Raw genomic sequence first — 23,185 nt, forward strand, 5'->3', positions numbered from 1 at the left:
CGAATGAAAAAAATTGTACTTAAGTTTTTAGCTCTTATAATGCTCTTTGCATTTTCAAATGCAATGGCATCAGAGCATGCAACAGTTGCTCAAGAAGCACAATCAACACATAAAGAAGAAAACTATCATCCAAAACCAATGGGTGAAATGATAGTAAATTTTCTCAAATCAACAGGAATTGTCGCTCTTGTAAGTCCAAGAGATGATGAATGAGTGCAACAGGGCAAAAAATGAGTGATTTTCATAAAGGTCTGGGCCGTGTGATTATGATTCTTATCGTCTTTTTGCTTTTTTATCTTGGAATTGCAAAAGGGTTTGAACCATTGTTACTCTTGCCAATTGCCTTTGGCGGACTGCTGGCAAATATTCCTATAGCCGGTATTGCAGGAGAACATGGTTTCCTTGGTGTAATTTACAATATGGGACTTTCAAATGAGCTTTTTCCTATTATCATTTTTATGGGTGTCGGGGCAATGACTGATTTTGGTCCACTGTTGTCAAACCCTAAAACAGCACTGCTTGGCGGAGCGGCTCAGTTTGGTATTTTTGGAACACTTGTGGGTGCTGTTGCGCTTGCACATTACGGCTTTGTTGATTTTACCCTGCAGCAGGCTTCTGCAATTTCGATTATCGGCGGGGCGGATGGTCCTACATCCATCTTTATCGCAACGAAACTTGCACCGGAACTTTTGGGAGCTATTGCGGTTGCATCATACAGTTATATGGCGATGGTGCCTATTATTCAGCCTCCTATTATGAAAGCACTGACAAGCGAAAAAGAGAGAAAGATCAAGATGACGACACTTCGTCATGTTTCCCGTTTGGAAAAACTTGTTTTCCCGATCCTTGTTTTGATGCTGGCAATTTTGGTTTTACCGGAATCTACACCGCTTATCGGTGCATTTATGTTCGGTAATTTCTTAAAAGAATCAGGTGTTGTTGAACGTTTGAATGATACATTACAAAATGCCCTTATCAATATTACAACTATTTTCTTGGGACTTGGTGTCGGTTCGAAGCTTGCAGCTGATCAGTTCCTTGTACCTGAAACTTTGTTTATTATGGTTTTAGGAATTATTGCATTTTCTGTAGGAACTGCAGCAGGTGTATTGATGGCGAAATTTATGAACCTTTTCCCTGGGCACAAAATCAATCCGTTAATCGGTTCAGCAGGTGTTTCTGCCGTTCCGATGGCGGCACGTGTGTCAAATAAGGTCGGTATGGAATATGACCGTACAAACATGCTTTTAATGCATGCAATGGGTCCGAATGTGGCAGGAGTTATCGGTTCAGCAGTAGCAGCTGGTGTGCTTATTTCACTTTTTCAGTAATTAATCGGCACGAAATTCAAATAGCGGCGCAATTGCGTCGTTATCTCCTCTTCCCGTACTATGAATACACTTCCTTCTTAATTTCTACTATCTTAAACCCCAATACTGCTGTTACAACTTGAAACAACAGCTGAAAATATTTATGCATAAGTATGAAGTTTGGCTGACATATCAAATAATATTCGCATAATTGTATCGAACAATTACATTTTTGAATATTCACTATATAGAATAAAAATATAATAAATTGTAACTAATTAAATCAGGCGAATAGGTGACAAATACAGAATTATTATCTACAACAAAAAAACTTACTGTTTTATATGCGGAAGATGACCTAGAGATGAGAAAAAGTACAACTGCTTTATTGAAAAATTTTTTCTCTCATGTATATACTGCATCTGACGGGAGGGAAGCTTTAGCGGCATATAAGAACAATCTTGCGAATATCGATCTTGTAATCACAGATATTTTGATGCCACACTTAAACGGCATAGAACTTACAAAAGAAATATTATCTATAAATATAGAACAAAAATTTATCGTTATATCTGCTTATAATGAAACAAGCTATTTTATTGAACTTATTAATACTGGAGCTGTTATAGGGTTTTTGCAAAAACCTATTAAGCGTCAAGAACTGTTGAATATTTTAACTACTGTATCTCTTTTTTATAAAGAGGAATATGAAACAATTCTCCCCTTTCAAGATGGATTTTTATGGAATAGAGATTTGAAAAAACTTTTTTTGGAAGGGAAAGAGATTACATTGAGTGCCAATGAAACTAAACTTTTAGATCTGTTTTTAAGCTATCCTAATACTGTTTTTTCTGCTATTGATCTACACCTTTATCTTTTTGAAGACACGAAAGAGTTTTCGGAAGATTCTATAAAAAGCTTTATTAAGCGCCTTAGAAAAAAAATCCCTTCATCCTCAATACAAACACACAAAGATTTAGGTTATTCTCTGAGTATCTAGTTTTTGACACTTTCTTGACACTTCTAAATAATATAATTTTTCTAATAGAATTTTACTAGGATATTTTATGGAAATACAAATGAAGCAAGATGAGCTTATTGTCTCAAAAACAGATACGAAGGGGCGGATTACTTATGGTAATTTATATTTTATCTCAATATCCGGTTATTCAGAAAAAGAGTTACTCAATGCTCCACATAATATTTTGCGACATCCCGATATGCCGCGTGTCATTTTTAAACTTTTGTGGGATCGTATTCAAGTCAAAAAGTATATCAATGCTTATGTGAAAAACCTTACAAAGAACGGAGATTATTATTGGGTTTTTGCAAATGTTACTGCATCTTTAGATGTCCATGGAAATATTGTAGGCTACTATTCGGTTAGAAGAGCTCCCTCTGCAAGAGGTGTACATATAATTGAAAAACTCTATAGAGAGTTACGTCAAGCTGAAGCGAGTGGCGGCATAAGTGCTTCATTGAAAATATTGGAAAAACAATTACAACAAGAAGGGAAAAACTACGATGAATTTATTCTCAATCTTCAAAAATAAAAAAAGAAAAAGTGATGAAGCACTACTGGATCAGATAAACAGTGTCATGGCAGACGCGGCAAACGGCAACCTTGAAAAAAGAGTTACCAATATTCCGGAAGATTCTAAATACTATAATATGGCATGGAATTACAATAATTTATTAGACCAGGTTGAGGCATTCATGCGTGACAGTGAAACTGCTATAAAACTTGCAACTAATGGTGATAACAGTATAGTGATGTTTCAAGATGGATTTAAAGGTATATTTGCCCGTTCAGTTGAGCCGATTAATAAATCATTAGAGGGTATTAAGTCAGGAATACAGTTAAAAACACAGGGAAATCTTTCGAAAAAATTTAATGAAATCGGAGGCGGCAGTGTTGGCGGTGTTTTACAGGTGAAAAAAGATATAGAGTTTGGTAATGAGATATCCAAGACAATTTTACAAACATCAAAAGATACCAGCAAAGCATCGCAGGACAGTATCCAATCGATAGAATCTGTTCAAAAGAATTTTGAAAAACTTGATGAAAGCATAACTGAAACAGTAAAAGGGATTGATGCCCTCAATCAACAGTCATTAGAAATTTCTACCATTGTTGAATTGATTCAAGATATAGCAGAACAGACAAACCTGCTTGCGCTCAATGCTGCGATAGAAGCCGCACGTGCCGGTGAACACGGCAGAGGTTTTGCCGTTGTTGCCGATGAAGTAAGAAAACTGGCAGAAAGAACACAAAAAGCTACGACAGAGATATCTATGACTATTTCAACTCTAAAACAAGAAACCAATGAAATATCGGAAGAGTCTGAGACAATGTATGAATTAGCAAAAGAGTCTCAAAAATATCTGGAGAGTTTATATACGACACTGAAAAGTTTTAACAAATCAGCAAAAGAAACTGCCGATAATGCAAATCATATTAACAATATTTTCCTTGTATCCGTTGCAAAAATTGATCATATAGTCTTTAAATCAAAAGCATATTCGACACTCTTAAGTCAGAATATTTCGGAACCGTTAGCAGATCATCTTTCATGCCGTTTTGGAAAATGGTATCTTAATGACGGTAAAAAGCAGTTTGGCAAAACAAAAGTGTATAACAAACTTGATGCCCACCACAAAGCAGTTCATGACTCTGCCATAAAAAACATGAAGTTTGCCGAGAGTAAAACAGCTCTTTTCCCTGAAAACACAGAAGAGATTATCAAAAACTTTACTGTTATGGAAAATGCAAGTAATGAGCTTTTTAATTTACTTGATTTAATGATAGAGGAGTAAAATAGTGCCACTGCAGGAGTTGAAAAATTACGCCAAAGAACTTCACTTGCTTTTTGTCGAAGATGATTTAGATGCGCGAACAAGCACATTTGAGATGTTGAAAAATATCTTTACCCATATTACAGTCGTTACAAACGGTCAGGAGGGAATAGAAAAATTTAAAAATGAAAAATTTCATATAATTATCACAGATATAAATATGCCTGTAATGAATGGTCTTGATATGATAGAACAAATTCGCCAACAAGATACAAAAATTCCAATCTTCATTTTATCTGCCTATAATGATGCAGAATATATTTTACGAGCGATTCAGCTTGGGATTGACGGATTTATTATAAAACCGCTTATCTATCAACAGTTTCTTACAGTTTTAAAAAAAGCATTGGAAAAGATTCACCTGGAGACACTTGCTAAAAATTATCAAGAACACCTTGAAAGAGAAATTAAAAAACAAACGCAGGAGTTGAGGCATAAGCTATATTTTGATGATTTAACCGGTTTGTGCAACCGCTATGCTTTGTTTGAAGATTTAAAAAAAATTACGGTACCAATTATTTTTATTATAGATATCAATGGATTTAAATCTATTAATGAAATTTATGGCGCAGAGACAGGTTCTTTTGTATTACAAGAGTTTGCTCATTTTTTACAACATTTTACTGCAGGTAAAAACTATAAAACCTATAGAATTTCTGCAGATGAGTTTGTTGTTTTGGATGACTGTGAATATATTGACTTTGAAAAATATGAAATTTTTCTACAAGACTTCTTCAGAGAGTTTGCATCTTTTCGGGTTGTAACTGAGCAGGACATAATTTCCATAGAAGTTACTGTAGGTATATCAACTTCACAATATAATTCGTACGAATATGCAACAATTGCATTGGAGTATGCTAAAAAACATAAAAAACAGTATATGATGTATTCCAATACTATTGATAACCGATCTGCAAAACAGGATATTCTTATCTGGAAAGACAAGATTAAAAATGCAATTGAGAATAATGATATTGTTACAGTTTACCAAGGTATCGTCAATCAGGAAGAAAAAGTAGTCAAATATGAAGCACTCATGCGACTTCGTGATGAGGATGGCACGCTGATCTCTCCTTACTTTTTTTTGGATATTGCAATAAAAACAGGACTCTACCCGCAACTCTCTTCGTATGTAATATTTACGAGTCTGAAAAAGATAAAAGAGATACAAACACCTATTGGCATTAATTTTACAGTCAATGATATTAAAAACAAACTTTTTATCGATGAGATTGAGGACTATATTCGAAAGAATCCTGATGTCGGTTCATTGGTTGTTATGGAGATTACTGAGAGTCAGAGTATGGAAAATTTTGATGATATAAAAATATTTATTAATCGTTTTAGGAAATATGGTGTAAAATTTGCCATTGATGATTTTGGCAGCGGATTTTCAAATTTTGAAAATATTTTAAACATAGCACCAGACTATATTAAAATAGATGGTTCGCTTATAAAAGATATTGACAAAAATGAAAAATCTTTTATTCTTGTAGAAGCGATAGTGGAGTTTTCTCATAAACTCAATATAAAAGTAATTGCTGAATTTGTACACTCTAAAAAGATTTTTGAAATATTAAAATCTTTTCAGGTGGATGATTATCAAGGTTTTTATTTTTATGAACCAAATGAAAAAATAATTTAGGAGAAAAAAATGGATAAAAAAATGGCACTAAGCAAGAAGCAAATCGGACTTGAAACTTCTATGGTTGCAAACAAATTAACAGATGAGTGTATTTATGTAAGCTTATTTGGACTGTTGGATTCAGCTCGTATAGAAGATGTCTCAAAAAAAATAACCAAAATCAGTGAATCAGACAAAATTGTATGCGTAATATTAGATTTATACAATGTTGATGCAATTGATACAGCAGTTGCCGGATATATAAACAGATTGGGAAATATACTTAAACTGATGGGTATTGAACCTATTATATGCGGTATTAAAGCAGAGTTGGCAGAGAAGATGGTAAAAACAGATATTCAGTTTAGCGGAATACAGATAATCAGAAATTTGCAAGATGCACTGCTTGTGAGTTTTAAAGTTACAGGGTATGAACTTATAAAAACAGAAAAATAGTTGTATTATGTCACTTGTTTTCCATATTTTAGATGAGATTGAAGCCTATCAGTGTGCAAGACAAATAAACGAAATAGCGAAAGAGTTTGGTTTTTCCCGGTTTGATGCAGGCATGTTTTCAATTGCAGTTACAGAGATTGTTATTAATAGTATTCGCTATGCAAAGGATGTCAAAGTAAGTTGCAGATATACACAAAACAACAAAGGGCTGGAAGTTTATATTGAAGACAAAGGCAAAGGTATAAAAAATATTCAACACTCCTTACAAGATGGTAACTCTTCTGCAAAAGACAGTCTGGGATTAGGGCTTGGTGCTGCAAAAAGATCGGTTGATGAGTTTTTGATTGAAAAAAGTGATACAAGCGGAACATCAATTATTCTTAGAAAATATATTGATGAACCTACATATGAATACTCTCCAGTTTCTGTAAAAAAAGAGGCAAGTCAGTTTAACAGTGATGCATATTTTATTAAACATTATGATGGAGATAAAAGTTTATTTGCTATTATTGAAGGCAAAGGAGATGATCTGTCGGCATATAAAACCGTACAAAGTGTAAAAGGACTTCTGTTGGAAGAGTACCGGTTGCCCTTAAAAGACATTGTAAGGTATATCAACCTTATGCTTTCGAATAATGATGCTTTTGAAGATATCACTCTTGTGCTGTTGCGTTTGTTGCCTGATAAACTTGAATATCTGATTTTGGGAAATGGTTTTATTCTCTCTTATCCTGAGATGAAATTTCAAGCATATACGCAAGCTTCCTGCCTGAAATTGCCTGAAGATTTATCAGTACAACAAGAGTTGCTTCCTGAGCAGTTTTGTATTGTACTGGCAAGTGACGGTATTGAGTATAATGATTTTTTAAATAAAGAGGTCTGTAATTTATCAACTTTAGAGTTGGCAACAGATATTTTCAATAAATATAATCTTGATGATGCTTCAACGATAATAGCTGTAAAGAGGGAAGAGAACAATGTCAGAAACTAAGCAGTCCCTCGCCCTGCATCAATATTTAAGTGGCATCATTACAAATATTCCCTACGGGATTCTTACTGTTTCAGAAAATTCAGAAATTAGTATGCTCAACAGTAATATATTAGAAATTTTAGAAATCAACGAAGAAAATTTACATAATTATATAGATAAAGATTACAAAAAACTTTTTTTTGAGGTTCCGGAAATTATTGATATCTATGTGGAGAAAATGATTCAGAAAAATCAACTAAGCGTTGATATAGAACAGTTTTCTTTTAAAGATAAAATTTTGAATATAAAAATGAGAGCGATGCTTGACGGGACGATTTTTATTATAGAAGATATTACACAAAGGGTCCAGCAGGAGAAGAAACTCAGAGAGTTAAACAAAACACTCGAAGAGCGGATTCAACAAGAAGTAGCGAAAAACAGAAAACAGGATCAGCAACTCCAACAACAATCCCGTTTGGCACAAATGGGAGAGATGATCTCAATGATTGCACATCAGTGGAGACAGCCTCTTGGTGCCATTGCCAGTACATCTGTTAACTTATCTATGAAAATAGAGCTGGAATCTTATAATCTGAATAATTTACAAGAGCAGGAAGCGTGTCAAAATTATTTTTTACAACAGCTAAATGTTATTGAAAATCTTGTTCAAAACCTGACAAATACCATTGATGATTTCAGAAATTTTTATAAACCAAACAAGCAGTCAATTTTATGCACGTTTGAAGAAGTTATTGATAAATCATTAAATATCATTCTTGCATCTTTGAAAAATAATAATATTCAAGTGACTTTTAATTATATTCGTTTAGAAAAAATAAAAATGTATGACAGCGAAATTATGCAGGTTATTCTAAATATTTTAAAAAATGCACAGGATAATTTTCGGGAAAAAAATATTTCAAACCCTTGTATTGATATAACAGTTAATAATAAAGTACTCTCAATCTGTGATAATGGAGGGGGAATTTCAGAAAATATCCTACAAAATATTTTTGACCCTTATTTTTCTACTAAGAGTGAAAAAAATGGTACAGGACTTGGACTCTATATGTCTAAAATAATTGTTGAAGAACATCACAACGGAAAACTTACTGTTAAAAACAGGGATGATGGAGTTTGTTTTATGCTAGATTTAAGAGAAAAGACTAACTGAAAAACTTGTACTGTTTTTATGATTCCATTACCGAAACAATCAAAGGGATGACATTATGACTTTTTGTTTTATCTATAAAACCGCTTGCGCCTAAATCTTCTGCTTCTCTTTTGTTATTGTCTCCTGTCATTGAGCTGTTGACAATTACAGGAATATCTCTTGTGAGCAGATTGGCTTTTAAATTTTGAATGACGGTAAAACCGGACATTTCCGGCATTTCAATATCTGTAATTATTGCCGGTATCTCTTTTGCAGATTCGCCGAGCGTTTTAATGTAGTCAATCAGTTTTTTACCATTGTCAAAAAGTTTGATATTGATGTTTGCTTTTTGAAAAAGCTGTATAAGGTGTCGCTGTGCTGTTTTTGAATCTTCTGCAATGAGGACGGTTCCGTATTTCAGCTTATCGGGAATGACAATATCTTTTAAAAATTCTATATCTTTGTCTACATTTACAAGTGCCTGCGGTAAGACATCAGCAAGAAGTTTTTCATAGTCCAGGATAAGACAGAGGCTTCCATCTTCAAGCCTTGTGTCATTCATGACTACACCGTCTTCTTTGAGTCTGTAACTGTCCGGTGCGTGCATCTCATTCCAGTTCTTTTTGATCACTCTGTAGGCGGACATAATTCTCAGTCCTATAATAATACCGTTAAAGTCACAAATTAAAATTTTGGAATGAGAAATTTCATTTTCATTTAATGTCACATCCAGCCATGCAGGAAGATTTAAAATGGGTATTTGCAGGTTCCGAAGAACGATTGTCCCTTCAAACAAGGGATGAGCAGAGGGTATCTGTGTCAAAAAATGATTTTTAGATTCGACCACTTCTCGGGTTTTAAAGATATTGATAGCATAAAAAGCTGAGTCTCTCTTCTCACTTACCCTAAAGACCAACAGTTGTAATTCATTATTTTTTGCCAGATTTGTGGCAGCGTCGACATTGTCTAATACAGACATATAATACCTTTAATTTTAAATAGGCATTAATAGTAGCGAAAATAAAATGAATTTGGCTTGAATATTAGTAATGAAATGTTAAAATAGCTTTATAATATCACTCAGGAAAGAATTTTTGAAAATAATAGTAACATTACTTTTTATCACTACCTTTTTGTTTTCCAACGTATACTATTCAAAAGTAGAACCTTATGAAATAAGAACAATTGCATCAAATGTTTCGGGCAAAGTGCTTTACACAGATGACAATATGACTGGAAAAAAACTCACATCAAAAGTCTTTATAAAAATTGATTCAGAACTTGATGAAGATGAATTAAAGGCTGTTGAGAAAAAGCTCTCTTATCAAAAAAACACCTTGCTTTTGAATGAAAAAATACTGCAAAACCTGCGACAACTTGTAGAAAAAAAGCGAGAAAATTATCAAAAAATCAAGCATTTAAAGATAAAATCCAGTATAGAAAAAGACAAAGAGTTTTATGACTTGCTGAGCAGTGAGAACTCTTCTCTTGCAACACAAAAAGAGATAAACAATCTAAAAACCACTATAGCCGATTTGGAGTTAAGACGAAAACAGCTTGTAAAAACCATAAAAGACAAAAACATCAGTGCCAAAAACTTTGTATTGTATGAAATCTCCGTCAAAGCGGGTCAAACGGTAGGGGTTTCTACCCTTTGGCCAAAATTGCAGATACCTCCAAGGCTCTGCTGAGTGTTTATTTGGATAAAAATGATTTAAAAAATGTGAAGAAAAAAGTGATATATATCAACGGAAAAGAGACACCGTATAAAGTCTCACGTGTTTCTTATATAGCAGATACAAAAAATATTTCAAAATACAAAGCGCAAATTATTATAGATGCGCAAAAAGTATTTTCCGGATTGGTAAAAATTGAATTCAAAGCGAGAAATAATGAAAAGTAGTCTTACGGCCTGTCCTCTTGACTGTTATGACGCCTGCGGGTTAGTGTATGATGAAAAAAAACTCAAACCTCTTAAAATTGGACATACAAAGGGATTTTTATGCCCCCATCTCAACCATTATGACAAATTTGAAAGGATAGAAAAAGCACGATTTCAGGGAAAAGAAATTACGATGGAAGAAGCACTGTTAAAACTAAAAGAGTTGCTTGCAGTAGAGTTTAAAAGTGATGTTTTACATTACAGAGGCAGCGGAAATTTTGCTTTGATGCAGGAAGTGACAGACCACTTTTTTGCGAATTTTGGGGCAACGCTTACGGATGGAAGCTTGTGTGACGGAGCAGGAGAAGCCGGAATAATAGAAGGCAGAGGCAGCAACAAAAATATGCCTTTGAGTGAAATTGAAAAATCAGATGTGATTATATTCTGGGGAAGAAATCCGCATACGACTTCTTCTCACATACTACCGCTTATAAAAGACAAAACCATTATAGTGATAGACCCGGTTAAAACCAAAATTGCCCAGATGGCTGATTTACATGTACAGATAAAACCGCATACAGATATATACCTTGCATTGCTTTTAGCACGATTTGTATACATTAATGACAGTTTGAATGAAGCGTTTATACAACAGTATGCAAGTGAATTTGAGGAGTATTACGAATTGACCCAGGGTGTGCGCATTAAAGCAACACTTGAAGATATCGGTGTGACTTTGGGCGATATTGGCGATATTTTACATATGACTATAGATAAAAAGGTTGCTATTGTCTGTGGTGTAGGTATTCAAAAATACAGAGACGGGGCGGATGTGATGCGCAGTATTGATGCCTTTGCCGTCTCCCTTGGCTTTTTTGGAAAAGAGGGCTGCGGTGTGGCATACCTTGGAAATTCCAAAGAGGGAATCAGCTCTCCATTTGAAACAAAAGCCAAACGAGTCTCCAAGGTCAATACTGACTTTGATGCCTTTGAAACCGTGTTTATTCAGGGTGCAAATCCTCTTGCACAGATGCCAGACAGTTTGAGAGTCAAAAATGCTTTACAAAAAACACAAAATGTAGTTTATTTTGGTTTGTACGAGAATGAAACAAGTGCAATGGCAGATTTGGTGATTCCTGCAAAAACCTTCTTGGAAAAGAATGATATACGTACCTCCTATGCTCATAACGGACTGATGGTGATGCATAAACAGATTGAGAGTGACATCGGTATCAGTGAGTATGATTTGGCAGCGTATCTGTGTCAGGCATTTGATATAGAAATTAAAGCAGAAGAGGAGTATCTGCAGTATTTTAAAAATTTTGGTGTGAAAAAAATTAACGGATGTTTTGAGGTTGAAAACAGAGAAGCAGTTCCGTATCAAAACGGTTTTGATACCAATGACGGTGAATTTGTTTTTTTGGAAGAGTTTGAAACACAGCAGAGTGAGGCTGAGGATGAGTTTAATCTCATAACACCCAAGAGTCCCAGAAGTTTAAATTCTCAGTTTTACAGAGAAAAACATCTCTATATACATCCCTTTCATGGATATAAAGACGGTGAAGAGATTGAAATAAGTTCACAAAACGGAAGTGTTGTTCTGAGAGTAAAAAATGACAGCAGACTGCGTACAGATACTGTGCTTATATACAGCGGCACACCGGGTGTCAACAATCTGACATCCTCAAAGCACTCTTATGAGGGTAAATGTGCTGTTTTTCAAGAAAATAAAGTTAAAATTGCTAAAAAATAAAGAGAGTAGACAAAATGAACATTAAAGAAATGGATAAAAAATATGTTTTACCGACATATGCACGGGCAGATATAGAGTTTGTAAGAGGAAAAAACGCTACTCTCTTTGACAGTGAGGGGAAAAAGTATATAGATTTTACTTCCGGTATCGGTGTTGTTTCAGTCGGTCATGCAAATGAAAGAGTGAGCAGGGCTTTGTGCGAACAGCTGGCAAGTGTGACACATACATCGAATCTTTACTATATAGCACCCCAGGCACTGGCTGCTCAAAAAGTTGTCGAGACAAGCGGGTATGATATGCAGTGCTTTTTTGCAAACAGTGGTGCAGAAGCAAATGAAGGAGCTATAAAAATTGCCAGAAAACACGGGGAGCGTGACGGAGAGATAAAAAGATACAAAATAATTACACTCAACCACTCTTTTCACGGACGAACCATTACAACAGTCAAGGCAACAGGGCAGGAGGCGATGCATAACTATTTCGGACCTTTTCCTGACGGTTTTGTGTATGCAGACGGTATAGACGAAATCGAAGCACTGCTGGACGACCATACAGCGGGTGTAATGATCGAACTGATTCAGGGCGAGGGCGGAGTAGAGCCGCAGGACAAAGAAAAAGTACAGGCACTGGCAAAGCTTTTAAAAGAGCGTGAAATTCCTTTGATTGTCGATGAAGTACAAACCGGTGCCTATAGAATCGGTGAATTTACGGCATCGCAGGCTTATGGAATCTCCCCTGAGATTATCACACTGGCAAAAGGCATCGGAGGAGGTGTTCCTGTAGGAATAGTCATGACAACACTCAAGCATGTTCTCAGCGCAGGAGATCATGGATCGACATTTGGCGGAAACTATCTGAGCAGCCGTGCTGTATGTGAAGTGGTAGATATACTCAATGAAAAAAAACAAAGCGGTGATTTGGAAATAACCTCTTTGATGTTCAATCAGTCTTTGGAAAAATTTTATAATGCCAACAGGGAAATATTTACACAAAAAGTCGGGATTGGTATGATGTGTGGTCTGCGTGTCAAAGATGCAGATACACTGACAAATATTATAAACCTGGCAAAGGAAAATGGTGTCATTATGCTTAAAGCAGGAAGAAACACATTAAGATTTTTACCACCGCTGACAATTACAAAAGAGGAAATTGATGAAGGCTTCAGTGCTCTTAACTCTGCTATGTCTCAGCTGTAGTTTCCCTCTTTTTGGAGCTGATGACAATGCTGGTCTGGAGCAATTCATATCTTCTTACAAGCAGTTGCAGTTTCAGTATGATTATGAAAAAAATGAAGCGGAGAGTTCCAAACTGCGTGACTCATGGATAGTTCCTGTTCAGATCAATTACAGTTATTCCAAAAACAATGCTTTTGGTGTTGGACAGTCAAACCAAAATGCGGCTATTCGCATAAATCAGCCAATTTTTCAAAGCGGAGGGATCTATTACGGCATAAAATTTGCCAATGCGAGTAAATATTATACGAAGTACTCTATTGATGTGGCAAAACGAAAAATGATTAAAGATACTATTGCTGTTTTGATGCAGATAAAACAAACAGAGTTCAAAGAGCAAAAGCAAAAACTACAAATTAAAAACAGTGAAATAAATCTGCAACAGAAAAAAGAGGAGTATTTCAGCGGACAGCTTGATTCAGGGTTTTTGGATGATGCTGTGATTCAAAAAAATACAGCCTTGTCTGTTTTGTACGATATTCAGGCTGCGAAAGAAAAACTTGTGAGCTCTTTTCATGCTTTGAGTGATTTGGATTATACAAAAGTCGCTATTCCGAAATTAAAACTTTTAGAACATGACGAGTTTTTACAACATAATATAGTGCTGCAAATGGATAGAGCCCAGACAGAGAAAAACAGATACAATAAAAATGTTACTCTTGCAAAATATCTTCCAAAGGTAAATCTTACAGCAGGATATAACTGGAAGCTTACGACAAATCAGGCTTTTCAGGTAGGTCCGACAATAGTCAGCAATTCAAATGAGTTAAACTACTATGATTATGGTATTGCCCTTTCAGTTCCACTCGATATCAATACATTCAGAGATATAGAATCTGCAACAGTAGACTACTTAAAGGCAAAAATTGTGTTAAAAGACAAACAAAGAGAATTGAACTCTTTGTATGAACAGGTCATGCACAATATAGAAAATTATAATAAAAAGATAGCGTTGAGTAATGAAAATATCGTATTATATACGAAGCTTTTGGAAGATACAAAAAAACTTTTTAAGGCTGGGTACAAGACAGAATATGATGTGCAAAGACTTGCAAATTCTTTGCGGATACAAAATATAGATACAAAAATATATGAGCTGGACAAGCAGTTGGAACTCTTGAATCTGTATGAAATGTATATCAGCAATGAAAAATAAACGGGAAAAAGAATGAGTCAAAAATTTAGTGAATATATGGCAGAGTGGCTGTATGGTGAAAACGGCTATTATGCAACATACAAAAATATAGGCAAAGAGGGTGATTTTTATACGGCAGTCAGTACAAGCAAATTTTTTGGCGGTACCATTGCCAGGCATATTATTTCACTTGTTGATGAAGGTTTTTTACAAAAAGATGCGGTTATTTGTGAAATAGGGGCACATCATGGGTACTTTTTGGCGGATGTGTGTGAGTTTCTTTATACTCTGCGACCGGAGCTGTTGTCAAGTTTTGAGTTTGTTATTATAGAACGCTTTGATGATTTGCAGAAACATCAAAGAGAATATTTTTCAGAAAGTTTTGGTGATGCTGTATCTTTGAAACATTACAAATCTCTCTCTGACCTTACATGTAACAATGCCTTTTTTATAGCCAATGAAATATTTGACGCATTTCCCTGTGAACTGTATTTTAAAGGCAAAAGTGCACGGGTACAAAACCATGAAGTGATTTTTGACGAAACAGACGAATGGGTGGAGCAAAAGGCAAAAAAATACCACAAAGACAGAGGGGAAATTGCACGAGGATATGAAGCATTTGCAAAAGAGATGGCAAATGCTGCAAAGAAGTTTGAATTTATAAGCTTTGATTACGGTGAGATGCAGGCCCGTCCCGATTTTTCACTCAGAATTTATACAAAGCATGAAGTGCATCCGTTCTTTGAAGAGGGTTTAAACACAGAAGAACTCTTTGCAAAAAGCGATATCACCTATGATGTCACCTTCTTACATGTAAAGGATGCCTATGAAGAGGCAGGGGTGAAGTTTGTAGAATTCAAAGCGCAGATGGTCGCACTCGTTGATATGGGTATTTTAGAACTTTTGGAGATGCTTAGAGAGCATGCTGATGAAAAAATATACAAACAGGAACTTGAAAAAGTAAAGATGCTCATCATGCCAAACTTTTTGGGGGAAAGATTTAAAATGATTCGTTTTAGAAAAGGTTCCTAAAGGGAACCTATCATTTTCATTAACTCTTCGGGTCTGTTGGAGTTTTTAATGGCATTTTCTTTTGAGATAATATTTTTCTGAAGCAGTTCTATGAGTTGTTGTGTCTGTGTTGTCATATGTGTCTCTTGCTGGTTTAACTGCATTTGAGAATAAATCTGGTGCACTTTGTCTTCTCGAATCTGATTTTGGATTGCCGGATTTGTAATAAGTATCTCTTGTGTGGCTACTTTACCGCCGCCTATTCTTGGAATAAGTGTCTGTGCAATAACCGCTACCAAAGAAGAGGAGAGTTGTGCCCGAATTTGGGCCTGTTCTTCTCCGTCAAAGACATCAATAATACGGTTGATTGTTCCCGGTGCAGAGTTTGTATGCAGGGTTCCAAATACCAGGTGCCCTGTTTCGGCTGCTGTAAGTGCGGCACCGATGGTTTCGGCATCACGCATTTCCCCGATGAGAATGATGTCCGGATCTTGACGCAGTGAGTATTTGAGTGCTGTGGCAAAAGATTCTGTACTGTTTCCCACATCACGCTGAGAAAAAAGAGATTTGATGTTTTTATGAACAAACTCCACAGGATCCTCAATGGTGATAATATGACGACGTTCTGTCATATTTATCTCATGCAGCATGGAAGCGAGTGTTGTTGATTTACCAGAACCCGTAGGACCGGTGACCAAAATAAGTCCTTTTTCTTTTTTTACCAGTTCTTTGAAAATAGGCGGATTTCCATATTCGTCCAGTGTCGGAATTTCTATAGGAATCATACGAAAAGCACAGGCAATTCCGTGAATGGTTCTGTAAAAGTTTGCACGAAAACGACCAACATCTTTGAGTTCAAATGAGAAGTCCAGTTCATTGCGCTCTTCAAAAACTTTCTTTTGTTTGTCTTCAATGAGAGAATAGGCCATCTCTTCAATATCATTGGCGGTAAGGACAGGAAGATTCAAAGCACGCAACTCTTTGTCTATTCTGATTTGCGGTTCACTGCCTACAACAAGGTGTAAATCCGAAGATTTAAATGCCAAGACACTTTTTAACAGCTTTTTGATATCTAAGCGTTGCGTGGAACTCTCTGTTTTTACTTCTTCATTCATAAAAAACTCCTTTGGTATTGTTCTTCATTAAAACCGACAAGAACATCATCGTTATACTCTACGACAGGACGCTTAATCAGCAGGTTTTCTTTGCAGAGCCACTCCTGTTGTTGCTGCTCGTCCAGGTTCAGTTCTTTGAGTTTGAGATTTCTGTAGGTGGTGCTTCTGGTATTAAAGAGGGGTTTGATGCCGACTTTTGAAACCCAGTAGTCTACTTTTTCACATGGAAGCTGCTGTGTTTTAAAATCAAAAAGTTCATACGCCAGATTGTGTTTTTTAAAAAAAGAGAGTGCTTTTTTGACGCTGTCACAGTTTTTAATGCCATAAACTTTTATCATGGCACTACTCAATGATTTTAGGAACGATGAAAAAATCATCTGCACTTTTTGGAGCGTGCTTTAAAATTTCCTGGCTGATGGTACTGTCACATTTTGGGATATCTTCGCGTAAAGGTGTTGCTCTGTCATCCATAGCAAAAGTACTATCCACTTCACTTGTATCCAACTCACTTAAATTATCTACAAAACTTACTATTTCTGAGAGCTGCGATATAATTTCTTCACGTTTATCATCGCTTACATGTAAATAGGAAAGTTTTTCCAGTCGTGTTAATAGTGTGTCATCTACTTGCATTGTCTGTCCTGTATAATAGTTTATTTTGATTTTATCATATATTTGATAAAACTTTAACTTATTTATGGGTAATATTAGAAACTTTATAAAACAATCGATATAGATATAAGGAAGAATTTTTGAGTTTAAAAGAAAATATTGAAATGGTAAAAGAAGAGCTGACATCAGAAGAAAAGTTTTTTGAAAAAGCAGTGGTTACGGAGAAATTTGTAAAAAAATACAAAAAAGCAATGATAGGTTCTGTTGTGGCAATTGCACTGTTTGTTGCCGGTGACATTGCATACAATATTAACAAACAGCATACACTTGAAGCGGCAAACCAGGCACTTTTGACATTACAGAAAAATCCGAAAGATGAAGCGACACTGGCAACTTTGGCAACTCTAAGTCCGAACCTGCATGATCTTTGGGTCTATTCCCGGGCCGTTGTGAGCAAAAATATAAAAGAATTGGAAAAACTGCAAAATTCTCAGGCTTTACTGCTTGGTGATTTGTCAAGTTATGAAGTGGCACAAAATCTTCAGGATAGCAATAAACTTGAAGAGTACACTGAAAAACAGGATGCAATATACAGGGACTTGGCTCAGGTGCAACTTGCAATTTTACTGATGCATGACAAAAAGATAGAAGAGGCACATTCAAAACTCAGTATGATCAGTGTGAACTCTCCATTGGCACAGGTTTCCCGTGCTTTAATGCACTATGGAGTAAAATAGACTTTGAAAACATATATATTTTTAGCATCAATTATGCTTGTATTGCTGAGCGGATGTAGTACAAAAGAGGTTTTTACACCAAAAAAAGTTTCTTATGACTGGAAAAATCATGCCAAAATTGAAGATGAAATAGTTGATATTTCATCAAATACGGCACTTTTGGATAATGGAAAAGTTTTAGACAGAGACGGAAATATAAGCATACAAATAGACAAAGAGCATCAAAGAGTACTCGGTGAAAGTGACGGTTGGGTTTTATCTGCCGCAATTGACGGAAACTTGACGCTTACATCAGAGCAATCAGCGAAAATGACAAAACATTTTGCCTTAAAAAGAACAATAGCAACCGCAGGTGTCAAAGACAATATTCTGGCAGTTTTGTTTGCCAATAATGAAATAGCCTTATATGATATGCATTCAAAAGAGCTTTTGTTCAAAGAGCAGGGCGGCAAAGCGATAGCCAATGATATTCGAATTGTTCAGCCGTACTTTATGAATGATCTGGTTATCTTTTCAACATTAGACGGCAAAGTCATCATTGTGAATACAAAACTGAAAAAAAGACTCAGAACTGTCATAGTCTCGTCTGATGACTATTTTAACAATATTGTCTATTTCAGTATATTTGATGATAAAATCATTGCCGCAAGTGATTCCAAAATCTTGTCACTTTCGCAAAAAGAACTGCGTGCCAAATATGAATTACGAAATATCGTGCATGATGAAAAAGCTTTGTATATTACAACAAAACAGGGAGAAATACTCTCCTTGACACCCTCTTTGCAGGTTGATTCTAAAATAAAGTTTCCTTTTGCACACTTTTTGGGGATGATCAGTGATGGAGATAATTTATATGTTCTGGAAAAAGAGGGGTATATGATAGTGGTCAATAAAAAAACATTTGATTATACCGTTCATGAAGTGGATTTGGATGACGGGCTTGTTTTTGTCGGTAAAAAAGCCTTCTTTGTAGATAATGAGAAAATTTCTATACAATAGATGTCAAACGAACTGGAAGCTTTTTTAGAGTATATTACTGTAACAAGAGCTTTGAGTAAAAAGAGTGTAGAGGCGTACAAAAGTGATCTGTGTGCCATTGAAGAAAAACTCTCCAAACCGTTGATTTTTCTTGATACACAAAAACTTATGACTCTCTTGTCTTCGTATGAAAACAAACGCACACTCAACAGAAAGCTCTCCTCTGTCAATGCCTTTTTTGAATTTTGCTACAGACAGCAATTCAGCAGTGAAAAAATGAAACTGAAATTTGCAAAAATTCCAAAACTTCTTCCGAAATTTTTATCTTATGAAGATATATTACACGGTCTGGACCTGATAGACAGAAGCAACTGGATAGGCTTGCGAGACTATGCCCTTATACTGTTTTTATATGCAAGCGGCACGCGTATCAGCGAATGTCTGGAGCTGGAACTCGGCGATATAGAAGGCGGATGGTTACATGTAAGGCACGCAAAGGGAGAAAAAGAGCGCATTGTTCCTCTGGCAAAAGTTGCAAAACAGGCAATAGATGCCTATCTGCTTACATGTAACATGCAAAAAGAGTATGTCTGGTGTAATTACCAGGGAGGAAAACTCAGTCGAATTTCCGCGTATAAAATAACACAAAAATATCTTGGAGTCTCCCCCCATGTACTGCGTCACTCCTATGCAACTTCACTGATTCGTGGTGGAGCCGATTTACGGGTAGTACAGGAACTTTTAGGGCATGCTTCACTGCTGACAACACAAATATACACCCATATTCAAAAACAGGATTTAAAAGATACTGTAGAAGTATGTCATCCTATGGCAAAGGAGTCACTGTGAATACAACAAACAACAAAATATTTTCCTATGCTTTTTTGGATTCGCTCTTTTTTACACAGAACAAATGGCATCAGCACGGTGTTTTGCTGCATACGCTTCGTGTGACATATTATGCCCTCAAAGCGGGAGATTTCAAGTTTTTTGCTGCAGGACTTTTGCATGATATCGGAAAGCCTTTTGTTGCCTATAAAAAAGATGCAGAGGATTATGAGTTTCATGAATGGAGTTTTACGGACCATGAAGAGAAAAGTTATCAGATTATAAAAAACTGGCCTTTTATCAGTGAATACACGAAAAAAATTGTACGCTATCATTACCTTATCCGGGATATTAAAAAGTCAAAAAAAGAAGATCTCCCCAGATATGCCCAAAAAAAAGAAATCTGGGATGCTTTGGACGAGGATTTGCAAGAGGATTTACAAAGGTTTTTGCATTATGATGATCTGGGAAAAGGTAAAAAAAGAAGAGATTAATACAACTGTAACAATTTCGCTATATAATGCTTCATCGGAATCGGTACTTTAGTGCCGACTATTGGGTGTGCAAAAGTCCAAATTGTATGAAGTACCGGTTTTAAAAAAGCTGTTTAATTGGGCTGAAGGACATATTTCACATAAAGGTTAAAAAAATATGAAAAAATTTATGCCGATTCTTCTTATCGGAATTATTGTTATTGTTATTGTTACACTTTTTCTCTCTTTGGAAAAAACGCAGAAAATGGTTGTTATCAAAGAGGGAAATCTCAAACAGTTGCCTTTGAAAATGGAGTTGCATAAGTTTCAAGACAGTGACTGTGGCATGGTCATAGATGATTTGACATATGCCTCTCAGGTTGTCGCACCCGATGGGAAGACCTGGTTTTTTCATGATCATGGGGATTTTGTGCATTGGCTCAGTGACAAAAAATTTCAAGACAGGGCCGTTATCTGGGTGATGAGCAGAGATACGCACCGATGGATAGACGGAAGAAAGGCCTATTATACATTAAATGAACTGACACCTATGGGGTATGGCTTTGGAGCTTATGAGCACAAAAAAGAGGGCATGGTCGATTTTGATACGATGCGTCTAAAAATGCTCCGAGGCGAAACAATGAAAGATCCAAAAATAAGAAAACAGCTACTGGGACAATAGTGTGGATACGGTAAATTTATTGACAATTGTCACTATCGCTTTTTTAGGCTCTTTTGGGCACTGTATCGGTATGTGCGGGGGTATCGTCCTTGCCTATTCAACCATTAAAATTGAACCTGCAAGCTCCAAGGTCTCCAAAACAGTGGCTCATCTGCTGTATAACTTTGGACGTGTGTTGACCTATACAATTTTAGGAGCACTCTTTGGCGCAATCGGCGGGGTGGCAACTTTTAGCAATACCGCAAACGGTACACTGCTCATCATCGCAGGAACTGCAATGATTTTGGCAGGTTTGTCGTTAATGGGAAAAATAAAATTTCTTACATTGATAGAACATTCCATCTCTTCATCAAATTTTTACAAAAAATCTTTTCAGGCTATTTTACACTCAAAATCAAATACAAGCTTTTTTATTCTCGGTATGTTAAACGGACTGCTTCCCTGCGGTTTTGTTTACTTTTTTGCCATCACGGCTGCAAGTACGGCAAGTCCGCTTTACGGTGCTTTGGTAATGTTTATTTTCGGTATCAGCACTATTCCGGCAATGTTTTCTTTAGGATTTTTATCTTCTCTTGCCTCTGCGACGAGTTTTAGAAATATGATGATGAGCCTCTCTTCAGTGGCTGTGATTTTATACGGGATATTTACGATTTACAATGGGTATGACTACTTGACGAATCCTCTCAGAACACTGTTGCAGTGTCATTAGAGGCGTGAAGTAAAAAGCTTTGGATGTGCTTTTTTGAGTCTGTCTAATTCCTGTTCGAGTTTTTTACCTATACCGTCTTTTTTTGTTTTGAGTTCCTGGAGAAACTGAATACGTCGTTCAACAAAATAAAAATATAACAATCCGCTGATAGCTGCCGCATACAGACACCATAAAGAGGTAAAACCGTAAGGTCTGAAAATATATATAACAACAAGACCGATGAGGTTTAAAAGTCCAAAAAGTTCTATGGCAATACTGCTGCTGAGCATCAAAGAGCCGCAGGTTGTGAGTATATAAATGCCCGCATCATAAAAGTTTTCAGTCCATGGATTTTTGTAATACAGTGTGTTGTTTACAACACTGACACTTGTTGGTACTGTTGAGAGTCCGTACATTGTATAGACAGCAAGACCAAAACCCAAAATTGCCAAAATTCCAACCAGCTTTTTTTTGTATCCGTCTTTTTCTATGAGCCAGATAGCCAGAGGAATGAGAAAGGGCAGCAACCCCTGCGCATAATAGACAAAAATACCTGCGGCAATCTCCAGGGCACGTGTATCAATATGCCCACCCATTCCAAGCCAGACAAAACCTTCATCAAACTGATGCAGGGCAAATAAAAGCGGCAAGAGAGCAAAAAGAACTTCATTGGGTGTACTCACTTTTTGAAGCGTGAGGATACCTACTAACCCAATGGCTCCGGAGAGAGTGAAGTTTAATACTGCAAAATATATATCCATACATGACTGCCTTTTAGCTGTAGAGTGGTGTTCCCTGTTCTTGATGCCATGAGAGAATGTATTCCCATGCTTCTTCTGCATTGTCTGCAAATGTAATGATCTCTGTATCCTGCGGTGCAATGACACCCTCATCTTTTAAAAATTCAAAATCTATTGCTTTGTTCCAGTAGCTTTTGCCGACAAGCACAACAGGGATTGTCTGTGATTTTCTTGTTTGAATCAGTGTCAGTGTCTCAAACAGTTCATCAAAAGTTCCAAATCCGCCCGGATAAATCACCAAAGCTTTTGCACGGTTTAAAAAATGCAGTTTTCTGATGGCAAAATAGTGAAACAAAAAGCACAAATCAGGGGTAATATAAGGATTAGGATACTGCTCATGCGGCAGTTTGATATTGAGCCCTATGCTTTTGGCTCCGACATCATACGCACCGCGGTTTGCTGCTTCCATAATGCCGGGACCGCCTCCGGTCATCACGGTGACACGGCAGTCCTCAGCACTCTTTCCGCTTTTTCCTACAAGCTGACCGAATTTTCTGGCATCATCATAGTAAATACTTTTGCCAACCATCCGTTCTGCAACATAGAGTTCATGTAAGAGGTCTCTGTTGTTGGGTTTTTTCTGCAGCATTTCCCCAATGGCAGAAAGCCGTTTCATCGCAGTCTCTTTTTCGACAATCCGTGCACTTCCAAAGACAACTATGGTATGTTCTATGCCGTGTTTGTTCATTTGGAGTTCCGGTTTGAGATAATCAAGTTCGAGTCGGACACCTCTTGCCTCATAAGAGTTGATAAACTCTTTGTCTTCTTCCGCCATCGCATATGTCGGGCTTTGCATAATGGTTTTTATCAGTTCTAATGACTGCGGGTCTTCTTCTTGCAGTTTTGGATGTTCCCAGGGTAAAACGGTTTTTTTCATTTTCATTTATCAT

General features: G+C 36.3%; 25 protein-coding genes and 1 pseudogene. 20 read left to right on the forward strand and 6 right to left on the reverse strand.

The window, feature by feature from the left end:
• Positions 1–3: 3 nt before the first annotated feature.
• The 8 genes and pseudogenes from MLC44_RS05205 (at position 4) to MLC44_RS05240 (ending at position 8,390) form a co-directional block, all read left to right on the forward strand.
• A pseudogene (locus MLC44_RS05205) lies at positions 4–1,331 on the forward strand (sodium ion-translocating decarboxylase subunit beta).
• 274 nt (positions 1,332–1,605) lie between these two features.
• Positions 1,606–2,310: a response regulator transcription factor gene (locus MLC44_RS05210; RefSeq protein WP_434658722.1), complete on the forward strand. Its 705-nt coding sequence runs from the start codon at positions 1,606–1,608 to the stop codon at positions 2,308–2,310.
• A gap of 67 nt (positions 2,311–2,377) precedes the next feature.
• On the forward strand, positions 2,378–2,863 hold the full coding sequence (locus MLC44_RS05215; protein ID WP_151900614.1) for a PAS domain-containing protein: 486 nt from the start codon (positions 2,378–2,380) through the stop codon (positions 2,861–2,863).
• A complete protein-coding gene (locus MLC44_RS05220) occupies positions 2,835–4,127 on the forward strand; it encodes a methyl-accepting chemotaxis protein (RefSeq protein WP_151900613.1) in 1,293 nt (430 codons plus the stop codon). The genes MLC44_RS05215 and MLC44_RS05220 overlap by 29 nt, the downstream gene beginning before the upstream one ends.
• Positions 4,128–4,146: 19 nt before the next feature.
• On the forward strand, positions 4,147–5,811 hold the full coding sequence (locus MLC44_RS05225) for an EAL domain-containing response regulator (RefSeq protein WP_434638050.1): 1,665 nt from the start codon (positions 4,147–4,149) through the stop codon (positions 5,809–5,811).
• Between the two features lie 9 nt (positions 5,812–5,820).
• A complete protein-coding gene (locus MLC44_RS05230; RefSeq protein ID WP_151900611.1) occupies positions 5,821–6,246 on the forward strand; it encodes an STAS domain-containing protein in 426 nt (141 codons plus the stop codon).
• A 7-nt stretch (positions 6,247–6,253) separates the two neighbouring features.
• Positions 6,254–7,237, forward strand: coding sequence for an ATP-binding protein (locus MLC44_RS05235; protein ID WP_434658723.1), 984 nt, complete (start codon positions 6,254–6,256; stop codon positions 7,235–7,237).
• On the forward strand, positions 7,224–8,390 hold the full coding sequence (locus tag MLC44_RS05240; protein ID WP_151900609.1) for a sensor histidine kinase: 1,167 nt from the start codon (positions 7,224–7,226) through the stop codon (positions 8,388–8,390). The genes MLC44_RS05235 and MLC44_RS05240 overlap by 14 nt, the downstream gene beginning before the upstream one ends.
• Positions 8,391–8,406: 16 nt before the next feature.
• Here the strand turns inward: MLC44_RS05240 and MLC44_RS05245 are convergent, their stop codons facing one another.
• On the reverse strand, positions 8,407–9,348 hold the full coding sequence (locus MLC44_RS05245; RefSeq protein ID WP_418641267.1) for a chemotaxis protein CheW: 942 nt from the start codon (positions 9,346–9,348) through the stop codon (positions 8,407–8,409).
• A 115-nt stretch (positions 9,349–9,463) separates the two neighbouring features.
• Between MLC44_RS05245 and MLC44_RS05250 the strand changes: the two genes are divergently transcribed.
• Genes MLC44_RS05250 through MLC44_RS05275 form a run of 6 tightly spaced genes read left to right on the forward strand, consistent with a single transcriptional unit; the run spans position 9,464 to position 15,403 of the window.
• On the forward strand, positions 9,464–10,060 hold the full coding sequence (locus tag MLC44_RS05250) for an HlyD family secretion protein (RefSeq protein WP_434658725.1): 597 nt from the start codon (positions 9,464–9,466) through the stop codon (positions 10,058–10,060).
• Positions 10,024–10,272, forward strand: coding sequence for a hypothetical protein (locus tag MLC44_RS05255; RefSeq protein ID WP_434658727.1), 249 nt, complete (start codon positions 10,024–10,026; stop codon positions 10,270–10,272). The genes MLC44_RS05250 and MLC44_RS05255 overlap by 37 nt, the downstream gene beginning before the upstream one ends.
• Positions 10,262–12,004, forward strand: a complete 1,743-nt coding sequence (locus tag MLC44_RS05260; RefSeq protein ID WP_346388608.1) for a molybdopterin-containing oxidoreductase family protein — start codon at positions 10,262–10,264, stop codon at positions 12,002–12,004. The genes MLC44_RS05255 and MLC44_RS05260 overlap by 11 nt, the downstream gene beginning before the upstream one ends.
• A 14-nt stretch (positions 12,005–12,018) precedes the next feature.
• Positions 12,019–13,200, forward strand: coding sequence for an acetylornithine transaminase (locus tag MLC44_RS05265; RefSeq protein WP_418641270.1), 1,182 nt, complete (start codon positions 12,019–12,021; stop codon positions 13,198–13,200).
• Positions 13,157–14,392, forward strand: a complete 1,236-nt coding sequence (locus tag MLC44_RS05270) for a TolC family protein (protein WP_434658729.1) — start codon at positions 13,157–13,159, stop codon at positions 14,390–14,392. Before MLC44_RS05265 ends, MLC44_RS05270 begins: the two co-directional genes overlap by 44 nt.
• Positions 14,393–14,404: 12 nt before the next feature.
• Positions 14,405–15,403 (forward strand): SAM-dependent methyltransferase, encoded by a 999-nt coding sequence (locus MLC44_RS05275; protein WP_346388611.1) that lies wholly within the window; start codon positions 14,405–14,407, stop codon positions 15,401–15,403.
• Here MLC44_RS05275 and MLC44_RS05280 read toward each other — a convergent pair.
• From MLC44_RS05280 to gatC, 3 genes are read right to left on the reverse strand one after another with little or no spacing between them, the layout of a single operon-like run.
• On the reverse strand, positions 15,400–16,497 hold the full coding sequence (locus MLC44_RS05280; protein WP_151900602.1) for a type IV pilus twitching motility protein PilT: 1,098 nt from the start codon (positions 16,495–16,497) through the stop codon (positions 15,400–15,402). The two genes, MLC44_RS05275 and MLC44_RS05280, sit on opposite strands and share 4 nt — an antisense overlap.
• Positions 16,494–16,835: an arsenate reductase family protein gene (locus MLC44_RS05285; protein WP_346388612.1), complete on the reverse strand. Its 342-nt coding sequence runs from the start codon at positions 16,833–16,835 to the stop codon at positions 16,494–16,496. Before MLC44_RS05285 ends, MLC44_RS05280 begins: the two co-directional genes overlap by 4 nt.
• A gap of 4 nt (positions 16,836–16,839) precedes the next feature.
• Positions 16,840–17,130 (reverse strand): Asp-tRNA(Asn)/Glu-tRNA(Gln) amidotransferase subunit GatC, encoded by a 291-nt coding sequence (gene gatC, locus MLC44_RS05290; protein WP_151900600.1) that lies wholly within the window; start codon positions 17,128–17,130, stop codon positions 16,840–16,842.
• Between the two features lie 119 nt (positions 17,131–17,249).
• On the opposite strand from gatC, the gene MLC44_RS05295 reads away from it, so the two are divergent.
• The 6 genes from MLC44_RS05295 to MLC44_RS05320 all read left to right on the forward strand — a co-directional run bounded on the left by MLC44_RS05295 (position 17,250) and on the right by MLC44_RS05320 (position 21,516).
• Entirely contained in the window at positions 17,250–17,846 is a 597-nt protein-coding gene (locus MLC44_RS05295; RefSeq protein ID WP_151900599.1) for a hypothetical protein, read from the forward strand.
• Positions 17,847–17,849: 3 nt separating this feature from the next.
• On the forward strand, positions 17,850–18,845 hold the full coding sequence (locus MLC44_RS05300; protein ID WP_151900598.1) for a hypothetical protein: 996 nt from the start codon (positions 17,850–17,852) through the stop codon (positions 18,843–18,845).
• Positions 18,846–19,673, forward strand: a complete 828-nt coding sequence (locus MLC44_RS05305) for a tyrosine-type recombinase/integrase (RefSeq protein WP_434658731.1) — start codon at positions 18,846–18,848, stop codon at positions 19,671–19,673.
• A complete protein-coding gene (locus MLC44_RS05310; protein ID WP_230973238.1) occupies positions 19,670–20,146 on the forward strand; it encodes an HD domain-containing protein in 477 nt (158 codons plus the stop codon). Before MLC44_RS05305 ends, MLC44_RS05310 begins: the two co-directional genes overlap by 4 nt.
• Positions 20,147–20,303: 157 nt before the next feature.
• Positions 20,304–20,807, forward strand: coding sequence for a hypothetical protein (locus MLC44_RS05315; RefSeq protein ID WP_151900595.1), 504 nt, complete (start codon positions 20,304–20,306; stop codon positions 20,805–20,807).
• A 1-nt stretch (position 20,808) separates the two neighbouring features.
• Positions 20,809–21,516: a sulfite exporter TauE/SafE family protein gene (locus MLC44_RS05320; protein WP_226069046.1), complete on the forward strand. Its 708-nt coding sequence runs from the start codon at positions 20,809–20,811 to the stop codon at positions 21,514–21,516.
• Here MLC44_RS05320 and MLC44_RS05325 read toward each other — a convergent pair.
• The gene (locus tag MLC44_RS05325) at positions 21,513–22,256 is read right to left on the reverse strand and encodes a DUF6629 family protein (RefSeq protein WP_434658732.1); all 744 of its coding nucleotides are present in this window, start codon (positions 22,254–22,256) and stop codon (positions 21,513–21,515) included. The genes MLC44_RS05320 and MLC44_RS05325 overlap by 4 nt on opposite strands.
• A gap of 13 nt (positions 22,257–22,269) precedes the next feature.
• Positions 22,270–23,178, reverse strand: coding sequence for a TIGR00730 family Rossman fold protein (locus tag MLC44_RS05330; protein ID WP_151900592.1), 909 nt, complete (start codon positions 23,176–23,178; stop codon positions 22,270–22,272).
• Positions 23,179–23,185 lie beyond the last annotated feature (7 nt).

Source organism: Sulfurimonas sp. NW9, assembly GCF_051132275.1.
GTDB classification, from domain to species: Bacteria; Campylobacterota; Campylobacteria; order Campylobacterales; family Sulfurimonadaceae; genus Sulfurimonas; species Sulfurimonas hydrogeniphila.

Coding starts and splice junctions, on each gene's coding strand:
- MLC44_RS05280 (WP_151900602.1), bottom strand. CDS start 16,497: ATGAATGAAGAAGTAAAAACAGAGAGTTCCACGCAACGCTTAGATATC.
- MLC44_RS05315 (WP_151900595.1), top strand. CDS start 20,304: ATGAAAAAATTTATGCCGATTCTTCTTATCGGAATTATTGTTATTGTT.
- MLC44_RS05215 (WP_151900614.1), top strand. CDS start 2,378: ATGGAAATACAAATGAAGCAAGATGAGCTTATTGTCTCAAAAACAGAT.
- MLC44_RS05275 (WP_346388611.1), top strand. CDS start 14,405: ATGAGTCAAAAATTTAGTGAATATATGGCAGAGTGGCTGTATGGTGAA.
- MLC44_RS05260 (WP_346388608.1), top strand. CDS start 10,262: ATGAAAAGTAGTCTTACGGCCTGTCCTCTTGACTGTTATGACGCCTGC.
- MLC44_RS05330 (WP_151900592.1), bottom strand. CDS start 23,178: ATGAAAATGAAAAAAACCGTTTTACCCTGGGAACATCCAAAACTGCAA.
- MLC44_RS05240 (WP_151900609.1), top strand. CDS start 7,224: ATGTCAGAAACTAAGCAGTCCCTCGCCCTGCATCAATATTTAAGTGGC.
- MLC44_RS05270 (WP_434658729.1), top strand. CDS start 13,157: ATGAAGGCTTCAGTGCTCTTAACTCTGCTATGTCTCAGCTGTAGTTTC.
- MLC44_RS05245 (WP_418641267.1), bottom strand. CDS start 9,348: ATGTCTGTATTAGACAATGTCGACGCTGCCACAAATCTGGCAAAAAAT.
- MLC44_RS05220 (WP_151900613.1), top strand. CDS start 2,835: ATGAATTTATTCTCAATCTTCAAAAATAAAAAAAGAAAAAGTGATGAA.
- MLC44_RS05265 (WP_418641270.1), top strand. CDS start 12,019: ATGAACATTAAAGAAATGGATAAAAAATATGTTTTACCGACATATGCA.
- MLC44_RS05230 (WP_151900611.1), top strand. CDS start 5,821: ATGGATAAAAAAATGGCACTAAGCAAGAAGCAAATCGGACTTGAAACT.
- MLC44_RS05285 (WP_346388612.1), bottom strand. CDS start 16,835: ATGATAAAAGTTTATGGCATTAAAAACTGTGACAGCGTCAAAAAAGCA.
- MLC44_RS05305 (WP_434658731.1), top strand. CDS start 18,846: ATGTCAAACGAACTGGAAGCTTTTTTAGAGTATATTACTGTAACAAGA.
- gatC (WP_151900600.1), bottom strand. CDS start 17,130: ATGCAAGTAGATGACACACTATTAACACGACTGGAAAAACTTTCCTAT.
- MLC44_RS05235 (WP_434658723.1), top strand. CDS start 6,254: ATGTCACTTGTTTTCCATATTTTAGATGAGATTGAAGCCTATCAGTGT.
- MLC44_RS05325 (WP_434658732.1), bottom strand. CDS start 22,256: ATGGATATATATTTTGCAGTATTAAACTTCACTCTCTCCGGAGCCATT.